The 20684-nt window shown below is 38.5% G+C and carries 24 protein-coding genes, 1 riboswitch and 1 other annotated feature; all 24 genes read right to left on the reverse strand.

What is annotated here, in order from left to right:
• Nucleotides 1-39 precede the first annotated feature (39 nt).
• Nucleotides 40-231, reverse strand: coding sequence for a helix-turn-helix transcriptional regulator (locus LJD61_RS14960; protein WP_255228357.1), 192 nt, complete (start codon nucleotides 229-231; stop codon nucleotides 40-42).
• Nucleotides 232-233: 2 nt separating this feature from the next.
• Complete coding sequence (locus LJD61_RS14965; protein WP_255228358.1) at nucleotides 234-593, reverse strand: hypothetical protein; 360 nt, start codon at nucleotides 591-593, stop codon at nucleotides 234-236.
• Nucleotides 594-816: 223 nt separating this feature from the next.
• On the reverse strand, nucleotides 817-963 hold the full coding sequence (locus LJD61_RS14970; RefSeq protein ID WP_255228359.1) for a hypothetical protein: 147 nt from the start codon (nucleotides 961-963) through the stop codon (nucleotides 817-819).
• 20 nt (nucleotides 964-983) lie between these two features.
• Nucleotides 984-1322 carry a hypothetical protein gene (locus LJD61_RS14975; RefSeq protein WP_255228360.1) on the reverse strand — a complete coding sequence of 113 codons (339 nt, stop codon included), beginning with the start codon at nucleotides 1320-1322 and terminating at the stop codon, nucleotides 984-986.
• Between the two features lie 4 nt (nucleotides 1323-1326).
• Nucleotides 1327-1617 (reverse strand): hypothetical protein, encoded by a 291-nt coding sequence (locus tag LJD61_RS14980; protein WP_255228361.1) that lies wholly within the window; start codon nucleotides 1615-1617, stop codon nucleotides 1327-1329.
• 39 nt (nucleotides 1618-1656) lie between these two features.
• On the reverse strand, nucleotides 1657-2145 hold the full coding sequence (locus LJD61_RS14985; protein ID WP_255228362.1) for a pyridoxamine 5'-phosphate oxidase family protein: 489 nt from the start codon (nucleotides 2143-2145) through the stop codon (nucleotides 1657-1659).
• A gap of 41 nt (nucleotides 2146-2186) precedes the next feature.
• Nucleotides 2187-2507, reverse strand: coding sequence for a quaternary ammonium compound efflux SMR transporter SugE (gene sugE, locus LJD61_RS14990; RefSeq protein ID WP_255228363.1), 321 nt, complete (start codon nucleotides 2505-2507; stop codon nucleotides 2187-2189).
• A 53-nt stretch (nucleotides 2508-2560) separates the two neighbouring features.
• Nucleotides 2561-2663, reverse strand: a riboswitch (guanidine-I (ykkC/yxkD leader).
• 57 nt (nucleotides 2664-2720) lie between these two features.
• Nucleotides 2721-5351, reverse strand: a complete 2631-nt coding sequence (ppdK, locus tag LJD61_RS14995) for a pyruvate, phosphate dikinase (protein ID WP_255228364.1) — start codon at nucleotides 5349-5351, stop codon at nucleotides 2721-2723.
• Nucleotides 5351-6163, reverse strand: coding sequence for a pyruvate, water dikinase regulatory protein (locus LJD61_RS15000; RefSeq protein WP_255228365.1), 813 nt, complete (start codon nucleotides 6161-6163; stop codon nucleotides 5351-5353). Before LJD61_RS15000 ends, ppdK begins: the two co-directional genes overlap by 1 nt.
• Nucleotides 6163-6819, reverse strand: coding sequence for a helix-turn-helix transcriptional regulator (locus tag LJD61_RS15005; RefSeq protein WP_255228366.1), 657 nt, complete (start codon nucleotides 6817-6819; stop codon nucleotides 6163-6165). The genes LJD61_RS15000 and LJD61_RS15005 overlap by 1 nt, the downstream gene beginning before the upstream one ends.
• Before the next feature lie 189 nt (nucleotides 6820-7008).
• Entirely contained in the window at nucleotides 7009-9093 is a 2085-nt protein-coding gene (gene glyS, locus LJD61_RS15010) for a glycine--tRNA ligase subunit beta (RefSeq protein ID WP_255228367.1), read from the reverse strand.
• 16 nt (nucleotides 9094-9109) lie between these two features.
• Nucleotides 9110-10000, reverse strand: a complete 891-nt coding sequence (gene glyQ, locus LJD61_RS15015) for a glycine--tRNA ligase subunit alpha (protein ID WP_255228368.1) — start codon at nucleotides 9998-10000, stop codon at nucleotides 9110-9112.
• Nucleotides 10001-10054: 54 nt separating this feature from the next.
• Nucleotides 10055-10225 (reverse strand) — a binding site (T-box leader).
• Nucleotides 10226-10277: 52 nt separating this feature from the next.
• Nucleotides 10278-10808 carry a DUF4342 domain-containing protein gene (locus LJD61_RS15020; protein WP_255228369.1) on the reverse strand — a complete coding sequence of 177 codons (531 nt, stop codon included), beginning with the start codon at nucleotides 10806-10808 and terminating at the stop codon, nucleotides 10278-10280.
• 31 nt (nucleotides 10809-10839) lie between these two features.
• Nucleotides 10840-11595: a DNA repair protein RecO gene (gene recO / locus LJD61_RS15025; protein WP_255228370.1), complete on the reverse strand. Its 756-nt coding sequence runs from the start codon at nucleotides 11593-11595 to the stop codon at nucleotides 10840-10842.
• Nucleotides 11596-11604: 9 nt separating this feature from the next.
• Nucleotides 11605-12501, reverse strand: coding sequence for a GTPase Era (gene era / locus LJD61_RS15030; protein WP_255228371.1), 897 nt, complete (start codon nucleotides 12499-12501; stop codon nucleotides 11605-11607).
• A gap of 67 nt (nucleotides 12502-12568) precedes the next feature.
• Nucleotides 12569-12967 (reverse strand): cytidine deaminase, encoded by a 399-nt coding sequence (locus tag LJD61_RS15035; RefSeq protein ID WP_255228372.1) that lies wholly within the window; start codon nucleotides 12965-12967, stop codon nucleotides 12569-12571.
• 4 nt (nucleotides 12968-12971) lie between these two features.
• Nucleotides 12972-14024, reverse strand: a complete 1053-nt coding sequence (locus tag LJD61_RS15040; protein ID WP_255228373.1) for a DUF3048 domain-containing protein — start codon at nucleotides 14022-14024, stop codon at nucleotides 12972-12974.
• Nucleotides 14025-14117: 93 nt separating this feature from the next.
• The gene (gene ybeY / locus LJD61_RS15045) at nucleotides 14118-14594 is read right to left on the reverse strand and encodes an rRNA maturation RNase YbeY (RefSeq protein WP_303740784.1); all 477 of its coding nucleotides are present in this window, start codon (nucleotides 14592-14594) and stop codon (nucleotides 14118-14120) included.
• Between the two features lie 26 nt (nucleotides 14595-14620).
• Nucleotides 14621-16678: an HD family phosphohydrolase gene (locus tag LJD61_RS15050; RefSeq protein ID WP_255228374.1), complete on the reverse strand. Its 2058-nt coding sequence runs from the start codon at nucleotides 16676-16678 to the stop codon at nucleotides 14621-14623.
• A 15-nt stretch (nucleotides 16679-16693) separates the two neighbouring features.
• Nucleotides 16694-17686: a PhoH family protein gene (locus LJD61_RS15055; protein ID WP_333783138.1), complete on the reverse strand. Its 993-nt coding sequence runs from the start codon at nucleotides 17684-17686 to the stop codon at nucleotides 16694-16696.
• Nucleotides 17687-17712: 26 nt separating this feature from the next.
• Nucleotides 17713-18891, reverse strand: coding sequence for a sporulation protein YqfD (gene yqfD, locus LJD61_RS15060; RefSeq protein WP_255228375.1), 1179 nt, complete (start codon nucleotides 18889-18891; stop codon nucleotides 17713-17715).
• 12 nt (nucleotides 18892-18903) lie between these two features.
• Nucleotides 18904-19176, reverse strand: coding sequence for a sporulation protein YqfC (yqfC, locus tag LJD61_RS15065; protein ID WP_255228376.1), 273 nt, complete (start codon nucleotides 19174-19176; stop codon nucleotides 18904-18906).
• A gap of 94 nt (nucleotides 19177-19270) precedes the next feature.
• Nucleotides 19271-19651: a hypothetical protein gene (locus LJD61_RS15070; RefSeq protein ID WP_255228377.1), complete on the reverse strand. Its 381-nt coding sequence runs from the start codon at nucleotides 19649-19651 to the stop codon at nucleotides 19271-19273.
• 40 nt (nucleotides 19652-19691) lie between these two features.
• Nucleotides 19692-20684 (reverse strand): flotillin-like protein FloA, encoded by a 993-nt coding sequence (floA, locus tag LJD61_RS15075; protein WP_255228378.1) that lies wholly within the window; start codon nucleotides 20682-20684, stop codon nucleotides 19692-19694.

Consider the following 20684-nt stretch of genomic DNA (forward strand, 5'->3'; position numbering starts at 1 on the left):
TGGGATTTGTAAGTTTCCGGTTATGCTCAAACCAAGAAGTTACTCTAAAATAAATAATTCTTCTATGGTCGTATCCAATAATCTAGCCATTTTCATAGCTAATTCCAGCGTAGGATTATATTTGTTGTTTTCTATTGCAATAATTGTTTGCCTTGAGACATTTAATAAGACAGCCATATCTTCTTGTCGTAAACCTTTGTCTTTTCTTAATTGCTTAATATTATTCTTCATTTTTATATCCCAGAAAAGACTATCCAGGCGCCAATCGAAATAATAATTGCAGCGACAATTACACCTACTACGATAATTTTAAAAATTGGAGTAGCATCTTTATATTCATCATCAACTTTTACAGCTCTTTTTTGTAACACGAGTTGTGATAAAATTAGTACAGAACTGGTAGTTACTAATAAAAAGCTGGGTACTGAATTGAGAGATGTGTGTTGTGTATACACTTTGAAAGATTCGTAGAAAGACCATATTGCTAGAACCAATAAAACATAAATTAAAGCATTTCTTTGTGCTTTAAGGGCAATGTCCTTCTCCATTTCATCCATTTTACGAAAGCCTAATTTTGAAAAAAATGATTTCATAATATACCTCCGAATGTAAATAACTCTTAACATTTATTATATATATGAAAGTCAAGAATGTCAAGAACGTTTTACATTGGTTGTTATAAGAAATTCTCTGCATATTTCATCATACAGAGAATTATATAAATTATCTCCCCGATAAATTCTTATTTATCAAGACTACTATACAGCAATTTGTGATAATCTAGTTGAACAAAATGAGAAAACAGGGTAATGCAGGTTATTTCACAAATGAATCAATATGTTCTTCTATATAATTAAGAGGTATATTATTGCTTTCTTTGTCTATTAACACCTCATACACCTCATAAACAACATTTTGCGGAATTTGTGTATGTTCTAATATCAACTTTGCATAATTTTCCATTACTACCTCCGATTATTTTACTATACTTCTTTTCCAATTATCCACTGAATAGCTTCTTTCAATTTTCGCTTCAAAGCAGTATCCGTTTTGGCTTCCTCTATAGTATCGAATGCACTGTCCTGCTCGACTTCAAGCTTCTCATTGCAGAGAAAGACATAAATTAATTTATCATTCTCATACTGGCATATAGCAAGATATTTTACTGGGACTGGTTTTACTTTATCTAAATCACAAGATTTTTCTATAAGTTTGCAACGACCTGCTTTGATTAATTCCTGAAGATATCCCAAACAATTTAAGTAATCGACTGGACTATAAAATGAATCCCTTAGAATTATATCCTTACAGCTTTCACACATTATATCACCTACGGCATTCAGCTTTCATTTTCTTATAGACGCTTGAATAATCTTCTTGAGCATAATACCTGAAACCAATCTTTTTTTCTGAGCCGGCACTAAGCACTTCTGAAAGTTCTATGTTTTCAATTAACAGCTTTGCTTTATATTCACTTATATCTGGCTCGTATTTCTTTATACCTAAAACTGCTAACGGCTTATTTTGACACCTCATGACCCAAGTAGCCTTACCCCCAGAAATATATGGCAAATACCGCAGTTTAATAAACATATCAATAAAATCACTCAATTTCATAGATAGACCTATCTCAGTTTTTTCGCATTATAGAACACTTTATTTTCTTTTAGCTTTAACATACTCAATAGCTTCCTTACCGGACATGTGCTCAATATCAATTGCAATCATATAAGCCTGCGTACACCCGAATATTTCCTTATGCTTAGCTTCATCCGGCTGGTCTGCCGAATACTTTTCAACTAAGGCCTTCATGGCCTCCAACCATTCATCCCCTTCGACAAATCTTACTTTACCGAAAGCAATAATACTCCGAAAATATGAAGTGAATCTTTCGCTTACGATTGTATCTTCATCTATTACTGCAAAAGATACTTTTGGGTTTTTCGTAATAGCATCAATTTTATGTCCGGCTTTCGCTGAATGAAAATAGATTTTATCATTGAAATAGACATAGCTAAGCGGTACCGCATATGGGTAATCTTCATCACCCAAGCAAGCTAAAACACCATTTGTACATCTATCCATAACAGCCACGGTATCTTCCTTTGATAATAATTGCTTACCTCTTCTCATTTCTCTAAACATTGCTTATCTCCTCTCTTTTAACACTGCTTAAATATCATTATCTAATGAGCAGATACAAATTTCAATCCAATAATTCCTATCACGATAAATCCAATAAAGACTAGCCTTATTAAGTCAGCCGGTTCTTTAAACAGAATTATTCCTAAAATCACAGTCCCAACCGTGCCAATTCCTGTCCATATTGCGTAAGCTGTTCCTAGCGGAAGATTTTTTAAAGCTAATGATAAAAAATAGAAGCTTGCTATCATCCCCAATATGGTAAGCACACTTGGTACAAATTTTGTAAATCCTTGTGAATATTTCAAGCCGACTGCCCAGCAGGTTTCAAGAAGACCTGCTATAACTAACAATGCCCATTTCATGTCCTTTACTCCTTTCTCAAATAAAAATTAAAAGCCCAGAAGATACTCTAAATATCTCCCAGGCTTTTATCCTTCCGTGAACACAGATGAACTGTGCGTTTTATCTCGGACCAGTCCAGTTATTTTATCAACTGAGGAACCCTATAAAACATTAAAATATATAAAATTTTCTTTTAAGATAGTACCATAAGTCATTAACTATTTCAAGCTTTATTAGCGATTGGTCTTCGATGCTAACGCCGCCTGTGCTGCTGATAATCTGGCGATCGGCACCCTATATGGTGAACAGGAAACATAGTCGAGTCCGATATCATGGCAGAATTCGACAGATGTAGGCTCCCCGCCATGCTCGCCGCATATTCCTAATTTGATATTTGGTCTTCCCTTTCGTCCCAGCTCAACAGCCATTCTCATAAGCTTTCCTACACCTTTTCTATCTATGGCCTGGAATGGGTCTTTATCAAATATTTTCTTATCCATGTAATCTTTTATAAACTTACCGGCATCATCTCTTGAAAAGCCATAGGCCATCTGAGTCAGATCATTTGTCCCGAATGAGAAAAATTCTGCATCCTTTGCTATTTCATCTGCTACCAAAGTTGCCCTAGGCACTTCTATCATAGTCCCGTACATATATTTCAAATCGATTCCGGAATCATTTATAAGCTCATCGGCAAGCTTTGTTACAACTTCTTTAAGAAAAGCTAACTCTTTTACATCACCTACCAGAGGTACCATTATCTCAGGTTTTACATCTATCCCTTTTTCCTTTTTAACTTGAATAGCCGCTTCAATTATTGCCCGGGTCTGCATCTCTGCGATTTCAGGATAGGTTATTGCCAATCTGCAGCCTCTATGCCCCAGCATCGGATTGAATTCTTTCAATTCTTCAACTCTGGCTTTTAACTTTTCATGTTCAACCTTCATCTCATTTGCCAGATCGATTATATCTTCATCATCATGAGGCAAGAATTCATGAAGCGGGGGGTCCAGCAATCTGATGGTAACAGGTCTGTCTCCCATAGCCTCGAAAATACCAATAAAATCTTCCCTCTGCATTGGCAGTATCTTTTCCAATGCAGCTTTCCTCTGCTCAATATTGTCCGCAATGATCATCTCTCTTACGGCAGGAATTCTGGCTTCATCAAAAAACATATGCTCAGTTCTGCATAATCCTATGCCCTCTGCGCCGAATTTAACGGCTTGAGCTGCATCTTTGGGTGTATCCGCATTAGTCCTGACCTTAAGCTTTCGAACTTCATCAGCCCATTCCATCAATTTGCCAAAATGCCCGCTCATTTCAGGTTCATGAGTCTTTATTATACCCTCATAAACATTTCCGGTGCCTCCGTCTATCGATATATATTCTCCCTCTCCGTAGGCTTTGCCGTCAATGATGAATTTCTTATTTTCTTCATAAACCTTTATAGACTCACAGCCTGCTACACAACATTTGCCCATCCCTCTTGCGACAACCGCAGCATGTGAGGTCATGCCTCCTCTGGCGGTAAGTATGCCCTGAGCCTCTATCATCCCTTCTATATCCTCCGGCGATGTTTCTTGTCTTACAAGGATCACCTTCTCGCCTTTTTTAGATGCTTCTACTGCAGCTTCAGCAGTAAAATATATCTTTCCGCTGGCGGCTCCGGGGGAAGCAGGGAGACCTTTGGCTATGGGCTTTGCCGCTTTTAAAGCCTTTTCTTCAAATGTAGGATGCAGCAACTGATCAAGTTGAGACGGCTCTATTCTCATAATAGCTTCTTCTTTGCTTATCTTTCCCTCTTCGACCATCTCTGCCGCTGCTCTGACGGCAGAAAATGCAGTCCTCTTGCCGTTTCTGGTCTGGAGCATATAGAGCTTGCCCTTTTCAATGGTAAACTCTATATCCTGCATATCCTTATAATGGTTCTCCAAAAGATCAGCGACCTGTACGAATTGGTCGTATATTTCAGGCATCACTTCTTTAAGCTTTTCTATGCTTTGAGGAGTTCTGATACCGGCAACAACATCTTCTCCCTGGGCATTTATCAAGAATTCACCGAAAAGCTTTTTCTCTCCTGTTGCAGGGTTCCTTGTAAATGCAACTCCCGTACCGGAGTCATCTCCCATATTCCCAAATACCATGGATTGCACATTTACTGCCGTACCCAAATCATCAGGTATGCCGTTAATTTTTCTATATATTTTTGCTCTTTCATTATTCCAGGATCTAAATACTGCTTCAACAGCAAGAACTAATTGCTCTTTGGGCTCTTCCGGGAACTCGCTTCCAATTTCATTCTTATATAATGTCTTATACTTTGATACTACTTCCTTTAATGCTTCAGCATCTAAATCAGTATCGTATTTTGCTTTCCTGGCTTCTTTTACAGATTCCAATATACTATCAAATTTATATTTTTCTATAGACATTACTACATCGCCAAACATTTGAATGAATCTTCTATAGCTATCGTAAGCAAATCTTTCATTTCCCGTAATTTTGTGTATGGCTTCAACGGTATCATCATTCAGGCCTAAATTCAATATGGTATCCATCATGCCAGGCATTGAAAATTTGGCTCCGGATCTCACCGATACCAATAATGGGTTGTTTCTATCTCCGAATTTTTTATTTATCTTGTTTTCCAGCTCAGATAATTTTTCAAAAATTTCATTCAATAGTTCAGGCCAAATCTCCTGGCCTTTTTCATAGTACATATTGCATGCTTTTGTGCTTATGGTGAAGCCTGGAGGCACGGGCAGGCCTATATTGGACATCTCTGCTAGGTTCGCTCCCTTTCCCCCCAGCAAATCCTTCATTGCGGCTTTACCCTCATTAAAGCTGTATACAAGTTTATTCATCAGTTTTCTCCCTTCATAATCCTTAGTATAATACTAGCTGTTTCTTCTATAGCTTTATGGGTTACATCAATAACCGGACAACCGATTCTTTTCATTATCTTCTCTGAATAATCCAATTCCTGAAGAATGCGATCCATGTTTGCGTAGTTTGCTTCAAAACTCAAGCCCAGAGCTTTAAGCCGCTCCTGCCTTATAGCATTTAATTTGTTAGGGCTTGATGTGAGACCGAATATTTTCTTCGACGAGATATCAAATATTTCCTTTGGGGGCTCAACTTCAGGCACTAGAGGAATGTTTGCAACCTTTAAGTTCTTGTTTGCAAGATACATGCTCAAGGGTGTTTTAGAGGTTCTGGAAACTCCCAAAATTATTACATCTGCTTTTTTTATGCCCCTCGGGTCTTTCCCGTCATCATATTTAACGGCGAATTCAATGGCCTCTACCTTTTTAAAATATTCTTCATCCAATTGTCTTATAATCCCGGGCGTGTATATCGGTTTAGCTTTAGTTATATGAGAAATGGCATCAATAACCGGTCCCATAATATCGACATAAATAATGCCTTGATCCTTCGCTTCATTCTCCAGATATTCTTTTAGTTCGGGTATGACCATGGTATATACTATAATGCTGTTGTGAGCCTTGGCCTCACTTATTATTTCTTTTATTGTCTGCTTTTCGCTGACATAAGGTATTCTCCTTATCTCACTTACGATACCTCCATATTGTGCCGCTGCAGCTCTTGCTACCTGCTCGGCTGTTTCTCCTATTGAGTCTGACACAATATAAATTATTGATTTTTCGTCTAACATCATAATCCTCCTAACTTATCGTTGCACAAATCGAAAAAAAGTCTTGTAATATTGGTTTTTGATACTTTTCCGGTAATCTTATAGCCTGTCTTCCCATTTTCAGCACACACCTGTTCTACAACCGGGACGCTGTCCACTTCATGAAGAATTATCTTTGCAGCAGCGTCATAGGCACTATCGTCATCCTTTACATAGGCTATATTAGGCATTCTGGTCATTATTATCCCTACAGGCACCTTATGTATATCCGTTTTTCCCAAGGCAATCTTCAAAAAATCCTTTCTTGATGCAACACCGGTCAGCAGACCTCCGCTATGAATATATATCGTACCGACATCTTCCAGGAAAAGCGTGACTATTGCATCATAAACCGTTGTATCTTCCGATACTATGACAGGGCTTGATTTTATATTCTCCACCTTTAGATTTTTGATAAAATCAGAGATCATATTATTTACAGACTGGCCGGAATACAAATATCCGACTTTAGGTCTTGCCTCCAAAAAGCCTGACATAGTAAGAATGGTAAGATCCGGTCTTAGGGCTGCCCTAGTCATGTTAAGCTGCTCAGCTATATGCTCGCTGGTGATAGGTTCATGTTTCTTCACTAACTCAATTATTTGTTTTTGCCTATTAGTTAATTCTATAGGGTTCACCCTCTTTCATAGAAATATAGAAATTAAATTTCTTTGCTAATTGTGCTATACTATTTCATATTTATATAGCACATATAAGTATATTATCATAAAAAAAACTTGTTTTGCAATATTGATTTCAATATTGTATATAATAAATATTAAAGGTACGCATTTATTTTTATAAATGCATACCTTTTGTACAAAAAACTACCTGCTGACTACGATGACAGATAAATCGGCAAATCTCATCATCATGCTTTCTATGTTTTTAAGCAATGCGAGCCTGTTTCTTCTGATGCATTTGTCATCAACCATTACCATAGTATTGTCAAAGAAATTATCTATGGGGGCTTTCAAAAGCATCAATGACTTCAATGCATTGTAGTAATCTCTCTTTTCCACAGCATCTCTAAACAGCTTGCTGACCTCAGTATAGGATTCATACAGTTCTTTTTCAGCCTTTTCAGCCAGCAATTCCCCATTGATTTCCAAACTGTCGGCTTTTGCAGCCAGATTGCTCACCCTGTTAAAAGAGCCTGCTATGCTCAGAAAGTCTTGCTGGCTCTTCCAATCGGACAGCTCTTTGATCCTTAGCAGAGCATCCTGTATATCAATCAATCCGGTCTTTAAAACCGCATCAATGACATCATAATCATATCTTCTGTCCAGCAAAACATTTCTCAGCCTCTGCTTGAAAAACTCGTTGATATCGTCTATAACATTCGATACTTCGGCTTTAATTATCCCTTTATTATAGAAAGGTTTGATTGCATTTTCAATAAGGCTCTTAAGATTTATATGAAGTTCTTGATCCAGAATGATATTTATGATGCTTATAGCCTGCCTTCTTAAGGCATAGGGGTCCTGAGAGCCTGTAGGCTGTATGCCGATTGAAAAACAGCCGCTTATTGTATCAATTCTGTCGGCTATGCTCAATACTGAACCAATGATTGAGGCCGGCATGGCGTCGCCTGCATTTCTCGGCATATAATGCTCTTCTATGGCATTTGCGACTTTAGCATCCTCCCCCTGAACAAGGGCATATTCTCTTCCCATTATCCCCTGCAGCTCATCAAACTCCTTGACCATGCTTGTAACCAAATCGGCCTTTGCCAGATAAGCTGCCCTATCTAATTTATTCTTGCTATCCCGGTCTAGATTCAGGCAATCTGCCAGATAGGCTGAGTTGTTCATTATATTTCTTGTCTTATCATAAATAGTTCCAAGTGTTTCCTGGAAAACCACATGCTTTAGCTTTTCTACACAATCATCTAAAGATACCTTCTTATCTTCTTCATAGAAAAATCTTGCATCTGATAGCCTGGCTCTCAGCACCTTTTCATTGCCCTGTCTCACAACATCGATAAAGCTGTCATCGCCATTTCTGACCGCAATAAAATTGTTCAATAGCTCTCCTTTTTCATTTTCTATCGGAAAATATCTTTGATGCTCCTTCATAGGAGTTATTATAGCTTCTTTAGGCAGCTTGAGAAAATCCGATTCAAAGCTTCCCAATAAAGCAGTCGGGTATTCCACCAGGTAAACTATTTCCTCTAAAAGCTCCTCATCCTTTATAAGCACTCCGTTCTTCTCTTTTGCGATTTTCTCGCATTGCTTTTGTATGATTTCTCTTCTCTCGTTTTGATCTACTATTACATATTCTCTTTTAAGTATATCGAAATAGTTTTCTGCCCTATCGATCTCCACCTTATCTTTCGACAGAACTCTATGCCCTCTTGTAAATTTACTGCAGGGTATGCCGTCTTTATCAAACTCTATCAGCTCGTCACCATAAATTGGCATTAGCCAGCGCACCGGTCTGGCAAATCTAAAGCTCTTGTTTCCCCATTTCATGGATTTTGGAAAGCTGATGGAGGTTAGAATTTCCGGAAGCAGCTCTTTCAATACTTCTTTCGCAGCTATGCCCGAGACATGCTTTCTGCCGTATACGTATTCTGTACCGGATAATTCTTTAATATATACATTTTCCAGACTTAATCCGTTTCCCTTTGCAAAACCTAACAGGGCTTTGGTGGGATTGCTCTCAGCATCATAAGCCGCTTTTTTTGAAGGTCCCTTTAATTCTGTTTCTAAATCTTCTTGCTTTTCATCCAAAGCTTTTACATATAATACAAGTCTTCTTGGAGTACCATAGGTCTCAAGGGACTTAAAATTGATTCTATTTTCCGTAAAAGACTTTTCGGAAACTTCTTTTAATTGCTCTAAGGTTTTATTCATAAACTTTGCCGGGATTTCTTCAGTGCCTATTTCAAATACCAAATCTCTGCTCAACTTTTTCTCCTCCTTCTCATTCTTTTTCGCAGGCCGCTGCCTTGCTTTTGAGAGGATAGTCCATCTCCTCCCGCTGTTTCAGATATCCTTGTGCAATCATCCTTGCCAGATTCCTCACTCTGGATATGAATCCTGTTCTTTCGGTCACGCTTATGGCTCCTCTTGCATCCAAGACATTAAAGGTATGAGAGCATTTAAGCACATAATCATAAGCTGGAAGTATAAGCCCTTCGCCAATAACTCTCTTAGCCTCAGCTTCGTATGAGTCAAAGAACTTGAACAATAAATCAGTATCAGCCACCTCAAAGCTGTATATCGAATGCTCTACCTCTGCTTTCTTAAATATATCCCCATAGGTTATCCCATTAACCCATTCAATGTCAAAAACATTATCGATTTCTTGGATATACATGGCGATTCTCTCCAGTCCATAAGTCAGTTCCGCAGATTCCAGTTCACAGTCAAATCCTCCGATTTGCTGGAAATATGTAAACTGCGTGATCTCCATGCCGTCCAGCCATACCTCCCAGCCTAAACCCCATGCTCCTAAAGTCGGTGCCTCCCAGTTATCTTCAACAAATCTTATATCATGCTTTTTAGGGTCTATCCCCAATGCCATAAGGCTTCCCAGGTATAAATCCTGTACATTATCAGGAGAAGGCTTTAATATAACTTGATATTGATGGTGCTGATAAACTCTATTCGGGTTTTCACCATACCTGGCATCGGCGGGCCTTCTGGAAGGCTCTACATAGGCAACTCTCCAGGGTTCAGGGCCCAATGCTTTAAGAAAAGTATACGGGCTCATGGTTCCCGCTCCTTTTTCAACATCATATGGTTGTGCAATGATACAATTCTGCTTTGCCCAATAATTTTGCAGCGTGAGAATTATCTCTTGAAATGTCATAAATTTTCCTCCTTACAATCTCATTTAGTAAAAAAAATAAAACCTTCCATCCCTGTAAGGGACGAAAGGTTATCTTCCGCGGTTCCACCCTTATTGGCCGGCTGATGCCGCCCTCTTGTTAATTCAGCTCAGGAGTGCCTTTACCACAAGCGAATGCTGATTTTCACCGGCCATCAGCTCTCTAAAATTCAAGTTATAGCTACTACTCTCCATCACAGCCAATAAAATAATTCTTGTAATATAATCTAGCAAAACCAAGTTATTTTGTCAATAGCATTTAGGGCAAGTCCGTATCAATTTTAGGGCAGCAATCCTCACCAGTATTGCTATTGGTCATATTTTGCGTGGTATTTTTTACGTCTTCGGCAAAATCTTTGACTTTATCGGCTGCATTGACTATAGCATCATTGATAACACTATTTACATTTACTGTATCTTTATTTTGCCTTTCAACTTCAATGGTGCATTTGGTCAGCAATGCGGCAGCAGTTCCCAGGGCAGTTATCTGAGGCATAACTACAGCACTTATAGCCCCCGCTGTCACCGGTATATCTAGGATTACGCTGTCATCCTTTTTTACTCTTATTCGATTTACATTGCCTGACTTTACCACAGTTTTCAGTTTATCTATAACTTCACTGCCTTTTACAGATACTGATTCTGTCCAGTTTCTTCCGCTTGATTCTTCAATACTTATTAAGGCATCAACCACATTGCCGTCGGCTTGTGTTAGTGCCTCCCGGGCTTCCTTATATGAAACGCCGGTCCTGTCCCTTATTATGTCTATCTTATCCAGCGTGATATCCATTCTGCATTCTCCTTTCATTGACCATTTATAATTATTCTCTTTCGAGATTTTTTATGTTATTGATAAAATCCATAGATTTAAATCTTTTGTCCAAATGTTTTTGGACAAAAGCATCGATGATTTTATCAATCTCTATAAAAATAGTATTATCAATTTTCATCGTATTTAATCTCGAAATAGGTGTGGACAATAAAAGACCAAATGTTTCCAAAGTGCCTGGACTCAATTTAACTGCATTTTTGTCGGCTGTAAAACAGCGGCTGCACAAAGCTCCTCCCAAGTCGACACTGAACTTCCACAAGCTTTCTTCATTACCGCAATTTGCACATTTTAAAATCAACGGCCTGAAGCCGCTTAAATCCATTAGTTGCATCTGATAGGCACATGATAATATGCCTATAGGGATCTCATCATTGGATAGATAATATAAGGTTCTTGACAAAAGAAGAAATAATCTTTCACTTTGCATATCTTCATCTGTCACTGTGTCTGCCAGTTCAGCAAAATAAACGGCATAGGAAAGCTTTAACAAATCATTTCTGATATTATAAAAGGATTCCCTAAGCTCTCCTGTGCTTACATGATAGAAATTAGTCCCCTTGTACAATATCAGTTCACTAAAGGCAAAAAGCTCGCTGCTTGGCAAAAGGCTGCTCTTTGGTCTTCTGCAGCCCTTTGAAATAGCCTTGATCTTACCTTTGCTTCTTGTCAATATAGTCAGTATCCTATCCGCCTCATTAATGTCTGTATATTTTAAAACAAGACCTTGTGTCTTAATGATTGCCATATTACACCTCTAATTATAACCTAACGCCTTTAGAGCCGATAAGCTGTCCCTCCAATCTCTTTTAACCTTCACCCAGAGCTGCAGGTTCACTTTACAGTTCAATAAATTTTCTATATCAACTCTTGATTTGCTTCCGATGGCTTTAAGCATAGACCCTTGTTTTCCTATTATTATCCTCTTATGTGATTCCTTCTCACAATATATGGTGGCCTCTATATCAATTATGTCTTTATCTTTTCTCTCTTTCATGGAAGTCACTTCAACTGCAGTGCCGTGAGGAATCTCTTCTCTGGCTAGCAGAAGTATTTTTTCTCTTATATATTCGGCGACGATAAACCTTTCAGGAACATCCGTTATCATGTCTTGTGGGAAATACATAGGTCCTTCAGGCAAGAACTTCACTATTTCCTTTATCAAGTCATCTGTATTATTCCCCATTTTAGCGGATATGGGCACTATGCTGTCAAATATATTTTCATATAGCGTAATCTTTGCCAGAACGCCTTCCAATTCTCTCTTTGATATTTTATCAATCTTATTTAATGCCAATATTTTTCTCGTCTTAACATTCTTAACAGTATCAAATATGAATATATCTCCGCTTCCAATCTGAGCAGAGCAATCGATCAGAACCACAGTTACATCAACACCCTTTAAGGATTGCACAGCGGCACTTACCATATATTCACCCAGCTTATGCTTGGGTTTATGTATTCCCGGTGTATCTAAAAAAACTATCTGATGATCCTGTTGCGTCAATATACACCTTATAGTATTCCTAGTAGTTTGGGGCTTATCGGATATAATATTTAACCGCTCGCCCATAAATGTATTTATAAGTGTAGATTTTCCCACATTAGGTCTTCCTATTATAGACACAAAGCCTGATCTAAAAACGCTATCCATATCATCTCCTCCTTCCATCATTTTATTTTTAATCCTTGTTCCGGATGATCAATTGCCGATATTTCTTCTAAACTTCCTTGATTGCCTCAAATTCGGTAAATGCGTAAGGCAAAAGATCGCTCAATTTATATGTTACGATTTTATGTCCATCTGTAAAAATAAGCTTCAAATCCAACCCAAACTCAGACATAAATTGTCTGCATATACCGCAGGGATAAGTAATATCATCGCTGCTGCTGACAATTGCAATGGCTTCAAATTCTTTCTCGCCTTCTGAAATCGCTTTTGTAAAAGCTGTCCTCTCAGCGCATATCGTAGCGCCATAAGATGCATTTTCAATATTACATCCTGTATATATCTTGCCGGATTTACCGAGAAGTGCGGCTCCGACTTTAAAGTTGGAATACTTTACATAAGCTTTCTCTCTTGCTTCTTTGGCTTTCTCAATCAAAAAGTCATAACTCATCTAATCACTCTCCGAATTCTATTTTGACATACTCCGGAACTACTTGAATCCAGGTTACGCCTTTATTGACAAGGATTTCTTCCCCTTTTACATTTTTATATATAGTTTTGCCGCTTCGGCTGGATTTGTTCCATTCTATTTCAATAAGCTTTCCGCCCGTTAAGAGATAGCCTCTGTTCTTGCCAATATTACTGATTTCCAGCCTTCCAACCTTATCCACCACTTTTACCCCTGCTCTTTCGACTATAATATTTGTTGCTTTAATATCTTTTTTAGATTCCTTATCCTTCATATTATCGCCGTTTATCTGCCTATAATATACTTTTTCTTCTTTATTATATATATATGAGACCTTATATCTTTTATCATAATTTATAACAATTTTTTGTCCATTTCCGCCATCAGGTATTACAAAATCATCGTTAAAATTGAAGTATTGAGGGGCGGTTTTATTTTCAAGCTTTTTGTTCAGTGATACCTCCCTCATCATCCTTGTATTGGTATATAGATTATGGGGCATTTTTCTGTCAGTCGACCGCCAAAAAACCGGAGTACCTACCAGATCATTATATGCATCTACTTTTAATGTTTTAATATCGCTTAATGCCTGAGGGCTGCCTCCGCAGTGAACATAAATAGAACCGTACTCTAAAGCCTTATCAATAAAATATGGTCTTGCACTCCTCACAGGTCCGATCTTCTCCGAAGAGATATGATGGTATATGGCCATATACCTGGTGATATTGCCTTCTACAGGCATTTCATAAATTATGTCGGCTTCACTCAAGCCGGATTGAGGTCTGGCGCTTATCTCATTATCTATCATTACGGCAATAGGCCTGTATTTTATTTCTGCTTCATCCGTCACTCCCAAGCCGGTAAGAGAACAGGCAAATTTATTTTCCTGAGCCGGTTCTTCTATAGGTCCATTTTCATCCGTTGTGCTTGTTTCCGTGTCCTCATCCGGCTTTGCCGGTTCCGCTTTAGGTTTACAGGCAGACGCTAATATTCCAATTATTGCAATAATTATTAAGAGAGCCCTCAAGGATGACTTCATTCTAACCCTTCTTTCATATTAATTTAATTTGTCATGCTAAATCTTCCCACAAAACAGATGATCTATCAGTTAATCCAAACGGTTTATTTATTTCTATCTGCTGATTTTCAATATATTCAAAATATCGTCTTGCTTCTTGAACATTAATATTTCATCTTTCTCATCTTCATGATCATACCCCAAAAGGTGCAGCATTCCATGGACCAAAAGGAATGCGATCTCTCGTTCCTTGCTATGCCCATATTCCTCTGCCTGCTCAATAGCTTTTTCTACAGATATGACTATGTCACCTAACGGCCGTTCCCCCTCGAAACGATCTGCCGGGCCATCCTTAGGCTCATCTTCAAACTCCAGCATGGGAAATGATAAAACATCTGTAGGTTTATCGATATTCCTAAATTGCTTGTTAAGAGACTGTATTTCTTGGTTGTCTACAAAAGATATGCTGATTTCAAAGTTTTCATTCCATTCCTCATAATTCAGTACGCCTTTTACAATCCCGCTTACAAAGCTCTCCATGTCCTCAGCAGCTTTCAATATGCTCTGGCGATTATCAATTAATACTGTCAATATATCCACTCCCATTCTCACTGATATTAATCTTCTTTAAGGTTCTCAGGGTATTCTATCCTTTCATGAAAGATGCCCGCCAAAACCTTTACAAAAGCCTGGACAACGCTTTCCATATCCTTCAGGGTCAAGTTGCATTCGCTGAGTTGATTGTCATTTATTTTTTCAAAAAGTATTTTCCTTACTCCCTTTTCTACCCCATCCTTTGTAGGCTCGCTCAAGGATCTGATATAAGCTTCGGCGGAATCTGCCAACATAACTATGGCAGCCTCCTTGCTCTGGGGTTTCAATGAAGGATAGCGGAATTTGTCTTCCTCCACCGCATCTTCGCTTTGAGAAGCTATGGCCTTGTGATAAAAATAGGCTACCAGAGTATTTCCATGATGCTGCCCTATTATATCGATAACCTTGGACGGCAGCTTATACTTTTTGGCAGTTTCAATCCCGTCTTTTACATGAGAAATAATGATCGATGCACTTAAGCTGGGAGAAATTTTATCATGAAGATTTTCTTGGGTTAATTGATTCTCTTTAAAAAAATAAGGCCTTTTGAGTTTTCCTATATCATGATAATATGAGCCGACTCTGCAGAGCAAGGCATTCGCTCCTACCTCTTCCGCAGCAGCCTCAGAAAGGTTGCCTACCAATATGGAATGATAATAGGTCCCTGGGGCTTCTATCAAAAGCCGTCTCAAAAGCGGCTGATTGGGATTGGATAGCTCAAGAAGCTTCATCGGTGTTATAATGTCGAATACCGATTCAAAAAAAGGCAGCAAACCGATTGTGAGCACTGAAGTAAAGATCCCGCCAACGATACCATAGCTGACATCATAAATAAAGGATTTGGTCTCGATATTATTAATCAGCCCGAAGCTAAAGATAGACAAAGCATTTATAAATGCCACCGCTAATCCGGCATAAATAACCATGCTTCTATGATGGGTTTTTGAAACTATTATAGAGCCCAAAATCCCTCCAAGCAATATAGATATCATCAAAGCGTTATTAAAATCTGTGACAAATCCTACTATTATAGTCATCAATACGTTTACTATAATGGCTATTCTGGTATCTGCGAGAATAGTTATAATAAATGCACAGGCAGGTATAGGCATTATATAAAACGAAATGTGTTTTGTTCCAACTGCTATCAATAGGATAATAACAATGATAATGCTTGTCAAAAGCAATGCCGAATTGCTTGTCCAAACATTGGGACAAAAACGCCATACATATAAGCAAAATATTATCATGGAAACCATTATTAAAGCCCCATATGATAAAATGATCCTTAAATCATTGCCGCTTTCATCCTTTAGAAGCCCATAGGCCTTCAGCAGTTGTATCTGCTGACTGTTAACTTCTTGGCCCTTGCTTATGATCCTTGTGCCTTTTTTTATCAGGATCTCATCAATATCAGCCCGGGCTTCACTTTTTCTCAGGTTTGTTTCTGTTTCATCATAAAAGAGATTTGGCTTTATTATAGTCATAGCGATTTTTGAGCCTACATCGTTCAGCTTGCTTCTTTTAGGCAGCTTTGAAAAGAAATCGGCTATTTCCTCTTTTTTGCTTTCAAGCTGCATTTCGCTGAGCCTTTCATTCAATATCTGATTGATAAGGTATTTAACATTCTCCTTAACCTGCAGCAAATCTTGCTGAGAGCAATTCAGCAATAATATATAGGCTTCCTTGTCTAAAACTATGGCAGGACTATTTTCTAAGCTTTCAAGTTTTTGCTCTATACTCAACTCTTCCAGACTTCTTTGCTCCTCCAGCTGATTGAAGAACATATTGATTTGTTTTTCAAGCTCTATTTGCACAGTCAAATCTACTCTATAAATAGGCTGCACCATATTTTCGGCTTCTTTACGCTTGATTTCTGTCGCCGCCTTATCAACCATATTAGCCGGTGCATCAATATCAATATCCGCAATATCCCCAATATTCAAGATATACTGTTTTGGAGCTGCGGTAATTATTAAGACTATATATATGATTAAAAACATGGAAATCAGCACTGAAGCTTTCGTGAGGTTATTATTGGTCCAAGCATTCACTGGCTTAAGCTTCTTTTGTTTATCCATAATTCACCTCCACGCTTATTCGATAAAGGATTCATTGTTTCCCGCATTCTCTTCCTCGTATTTTTCATAAGCTTTTATGATATGCTGTACAAGCTTATGTCTTACAACATCTTTCTCTCCTAAATGAATAAAATCTATTCCGTTTATGTCCTTTAATATATCCTCTACTTCCTTTAATCCCGAAAATCTGCCTCTGGGCAAATCTATTTGGGTGACATCTCCTGTAATAATAGCCTTTGATCCAAAACCCAACCGGGTCAGAAACATCTTCATTTGCTCGGGGGTAGTGTTTTGGGCTTCATCCAAGATGATGTACGAATCATCCAAGGTTCTGCCTCTCATATAGGCTAAGGGCGCCACCTCAATCAAGCCCTTTTCCATGTTTTTTTGGAAATTTTCCACTCCCATTATATCGTACAATGCATCATATAAAGGCCTAAGATAAGGATCTACTTTGTCTTGCAAGTCTCCGGGAAGAAAGCCCAGCTTTTCTCCGGCTTCAACTGCAGGCCTTGTAAGGACGATCCTGTTTACTTCTTTATTTTTAAAGGCTTTGATTGCCATTGCCATCGCCAAATATGTCTTTCCGGTACCTGCCGGTCCTATAGCAAATACTACTTCATTATTTTTTATTGCATCAATATACTTCTTTTGCCCAAGGGTCTTGCATCTTATTACTTTTCCTCTGGCTGTCGTAATGATTACCCCGATGAGCTCTGCTGTTTTTTTATCTTCACCGTCACGGACCAGCCTGATCGCATAATCAACGGTATGACTGCTTATGCCTCCTTCATCGTCAAGCTTCTTTACCAGCATATCTATAACTTTATGAGCCATGGATGCATTATCATCATCTCCGATGATTCTGAGCTCGTCATCTCTCAATATCACGTCTACACTGAATTCATTTTGAATTAATGATAAGTTCTGATCAAAATCTCCGAACAATAGCTTTGTTTTGTCCATATCCATTAATATAACCTTTTCCTCTGATGTGCCGCTTGTCAAACTATACTCCTCCTACTTAAGTAAATCTAATTTATCTTTGCTTTAGTTCCTATGTTTTCCAGAGCCTCAACATATATTTTGCCTATTACCGATTTTTCATTAACAAAATAGTCTATTTTACTCTCAATAATAGCCGCGTCTTCAGGAATTTGCAGTTTTATTCTTGCATTCAATCGTTCCTCACATCTAGCCTTTGCCATATCTTCATTCAATCGTATATCTAAAGGCTTGAGCTCTTCGTACCTGGTAATGATCAACTTTATAGGGAAAACATAACTCCCAAAATTTAATAAATATATTTCTCTGTCACTTTTATTATATTCTTCAAAAGGTATTTTCTTATTCCTCTCGTACTTTTTCTTTATTATTTCTATCGCGTAGGTATTAAAGGCTTTCCCTGTTTTCTTATATTCGATTTGTTCAAAGGGAATTTCCTCCGCCTCTTCATACCACGTCCTTGCCTGAATCTCAGCTATGGAATGGACATAGCGATCTGGCAGATTGCCCCTTATTATGGTACCGGACACCAAAACTTGGCCTTTTTGCACGGTATCTCCATCTTTCACCATACCGTCACCATTGAGAACAAGAATTTTTTCTATAACACCATTTTTAGCGGCAACAATATCGCATGGCTCCTCCCTGCCTATAGGCTGCTGCTTCGGTCCCTTCTCTACAATAGTTACAAAGGCTTTTGTACCCTTTATCTCTAAGCCGATCCATGTCAAGTCCGGCATCTTTATCAGCATGCTATTTTCGATTTCTCGCTTGTCTATCCTTCTCTTGCTTATTCCGACCCTTAAGCCTGCGATGTTCAAATTATCGATAATAGCTTGCTCGTCTAAGCTTTTCAATCCATGAATCTCAATCATCCATATATAAGAACTTAAAAGATATAAAAAAACAAATAATGCACCCAGTCCAAAGAAAAACCATTTCCTTTTTTTCACTGTTTTCATTTTGAAAGGTACACCGCATTTTTCTATTATTTTAATATTGCTGTCAGTTTTTCTGACTATAGTACGAAGCCTGGAGAAATCTTTAAGATTTATTTTTGCTTTTATAGTCGTATAGTCTATTTTTTCTATATCCCAGATATATATGCCGTTTACTACAGCTAAGTTAATAAATCGTTCAATCTTAACGCCTTTTATTATTATGATAGCATATCCGCAAAAATAATTCCATAATCTCAGAATAAACAAAGCATCACCCCATCAATAGCTTACATTGCTTATATTTCCTGTTATTATAATCTCCTCTTGAATTATTGATTTGATAGTCAGTCTCTGTCCCGAAACTGTCAATACCCCACATCCTGTGTTTACTCTTATCTGATTATCGCAATAGCTTATGACCCCCTTATGATTTTCAATTAAGACACTATCGGTGCCCAATATTGAAATCTTAGGTATGTCTAAAGTAATATCTTTAGGCAGCTCCAAAGCATCTGATATCTTTTCCTTTATCTTATATGACTTTGAATTCATAACATACACCTCATAATAAATTTATGACAAAGCCCACTCTTTAGAACAAAAAACACATGAGGTTTTCACTCATGTGTTTTTAAATCAGATCGTCTTATCTTCTTCTCAGCGCCAACGGTTTATCAAGAACCTCTGACATTATTATGGCATGCTGAAGCTCCGATAATCCTGCATCATAGGTTTCTTCAAGCCCGCCTAAAGATTCATTTTCAATAGGATTCTCCTCTGCAGCCCTGTAAGAATTGCTTCTGTTATCATCCCAGCTTGCGCCCTGCAGTACTGTCCTATTATCATATTCAAAACCGCTGCTATATTGGAGATTTGCTTCCGGAGCCATATTTCGATCCTTATGGTCCGCGTTCTTAGTTTTTTTCGCTGATGATGGCATTGGCTTCTTCTTTTGATTGGCTTTGCCTATAGTGCCTATGATATTGGCAATAATAGAAATCAATATAAAGATCCATATACTTTTCAATATGCATTCCCTGCCTTTATCCTAAACTCCGTACAGGAATTTACTTTTTATCTTTAATTGATGCATCACTGCTCTTGCCAGATTTCGATATTGAATCTCTCATCTGAGTATCAGCTTGAATGTTTTGCATATTCAGATAGTCCATTACGCCCATTTTACCTTGTCTTAAGGCTTCCGCCATAGCTTTGGGCACTTCAGCTTCGGCTTCCACAACCTTTGCCCTCATCTCCTGAACCCCTGCCTTCATCTCCTGCTCCTTTGCTACTGCCATAGCGCGCCTTTCTTCAGCTTTAGCCTGGGCTATCCTTTTATCTGCTTCAGCTTGGTCTGTCTGGAGCTGGGCGCCTATATTCCTTCCCACATCTACATCAGCAATATCTATTGACAAAATCTCAAAAGCCGTACCGGAGTCCAGGCCCTTGTTTAGTACGGTCCTGGAAATTAAATCGGGGTTCTCCAAGACGGCCTTGTGGCTTTCGGAGCTGCCTACTGTCGTTACTATTCCCTCTCCTACCCTGGCGATTATCGTCTCTTCACCGGCTCCGCCTACCAGCCTATCGATATTGGCCCTCACCGTAACTCTGGCTTTTGCCTTGACTTCAATCCCGTCCTTGGCAACAGCTGCTACTACAGGTGTTTCAATAACTTTGGGGTTTACACTCATCTGAACGGCTTGAAGCACATCTCTGCCTGCCAAATCTATAGCCGCTGCTCTCTCAAAGCTCAGGTCTATCTGAGCTCTCTGAGCCGCAATAAGAGCGTTTACTACTCTATCAACATTTCCCCCTGCCAGATAATGAGCCTCCAATTGGTTGACAGAAACCCCAATACCTGCTTTCCTGGCCTTTATCAGCGGATTGACTATCCTGCTGGGAATTACCCTTCTGAGCCTCATTCCTACCAAGTTAAATATACCTACATTTACGCCTGCAGCTAGTGATGAAATCCACAATCCAATAGGTACAAAGCTCAGGAATATGGTTATTACCAAAATGATAACAAACAGAATTAAAATTGGTGCTAACAAATCCAT

The sequence above is a fragment of the Lutispora saccharofermentans genome (genome assembly GCF_024363565.1).
In the GTDB taxonomy this organism is placed as follows: domain Bacteria; phylum Bacillota; class Clostridia; order Lutisporales; family Lutisporaceae; genus Lutispora; species Lutispora saccharofermentans.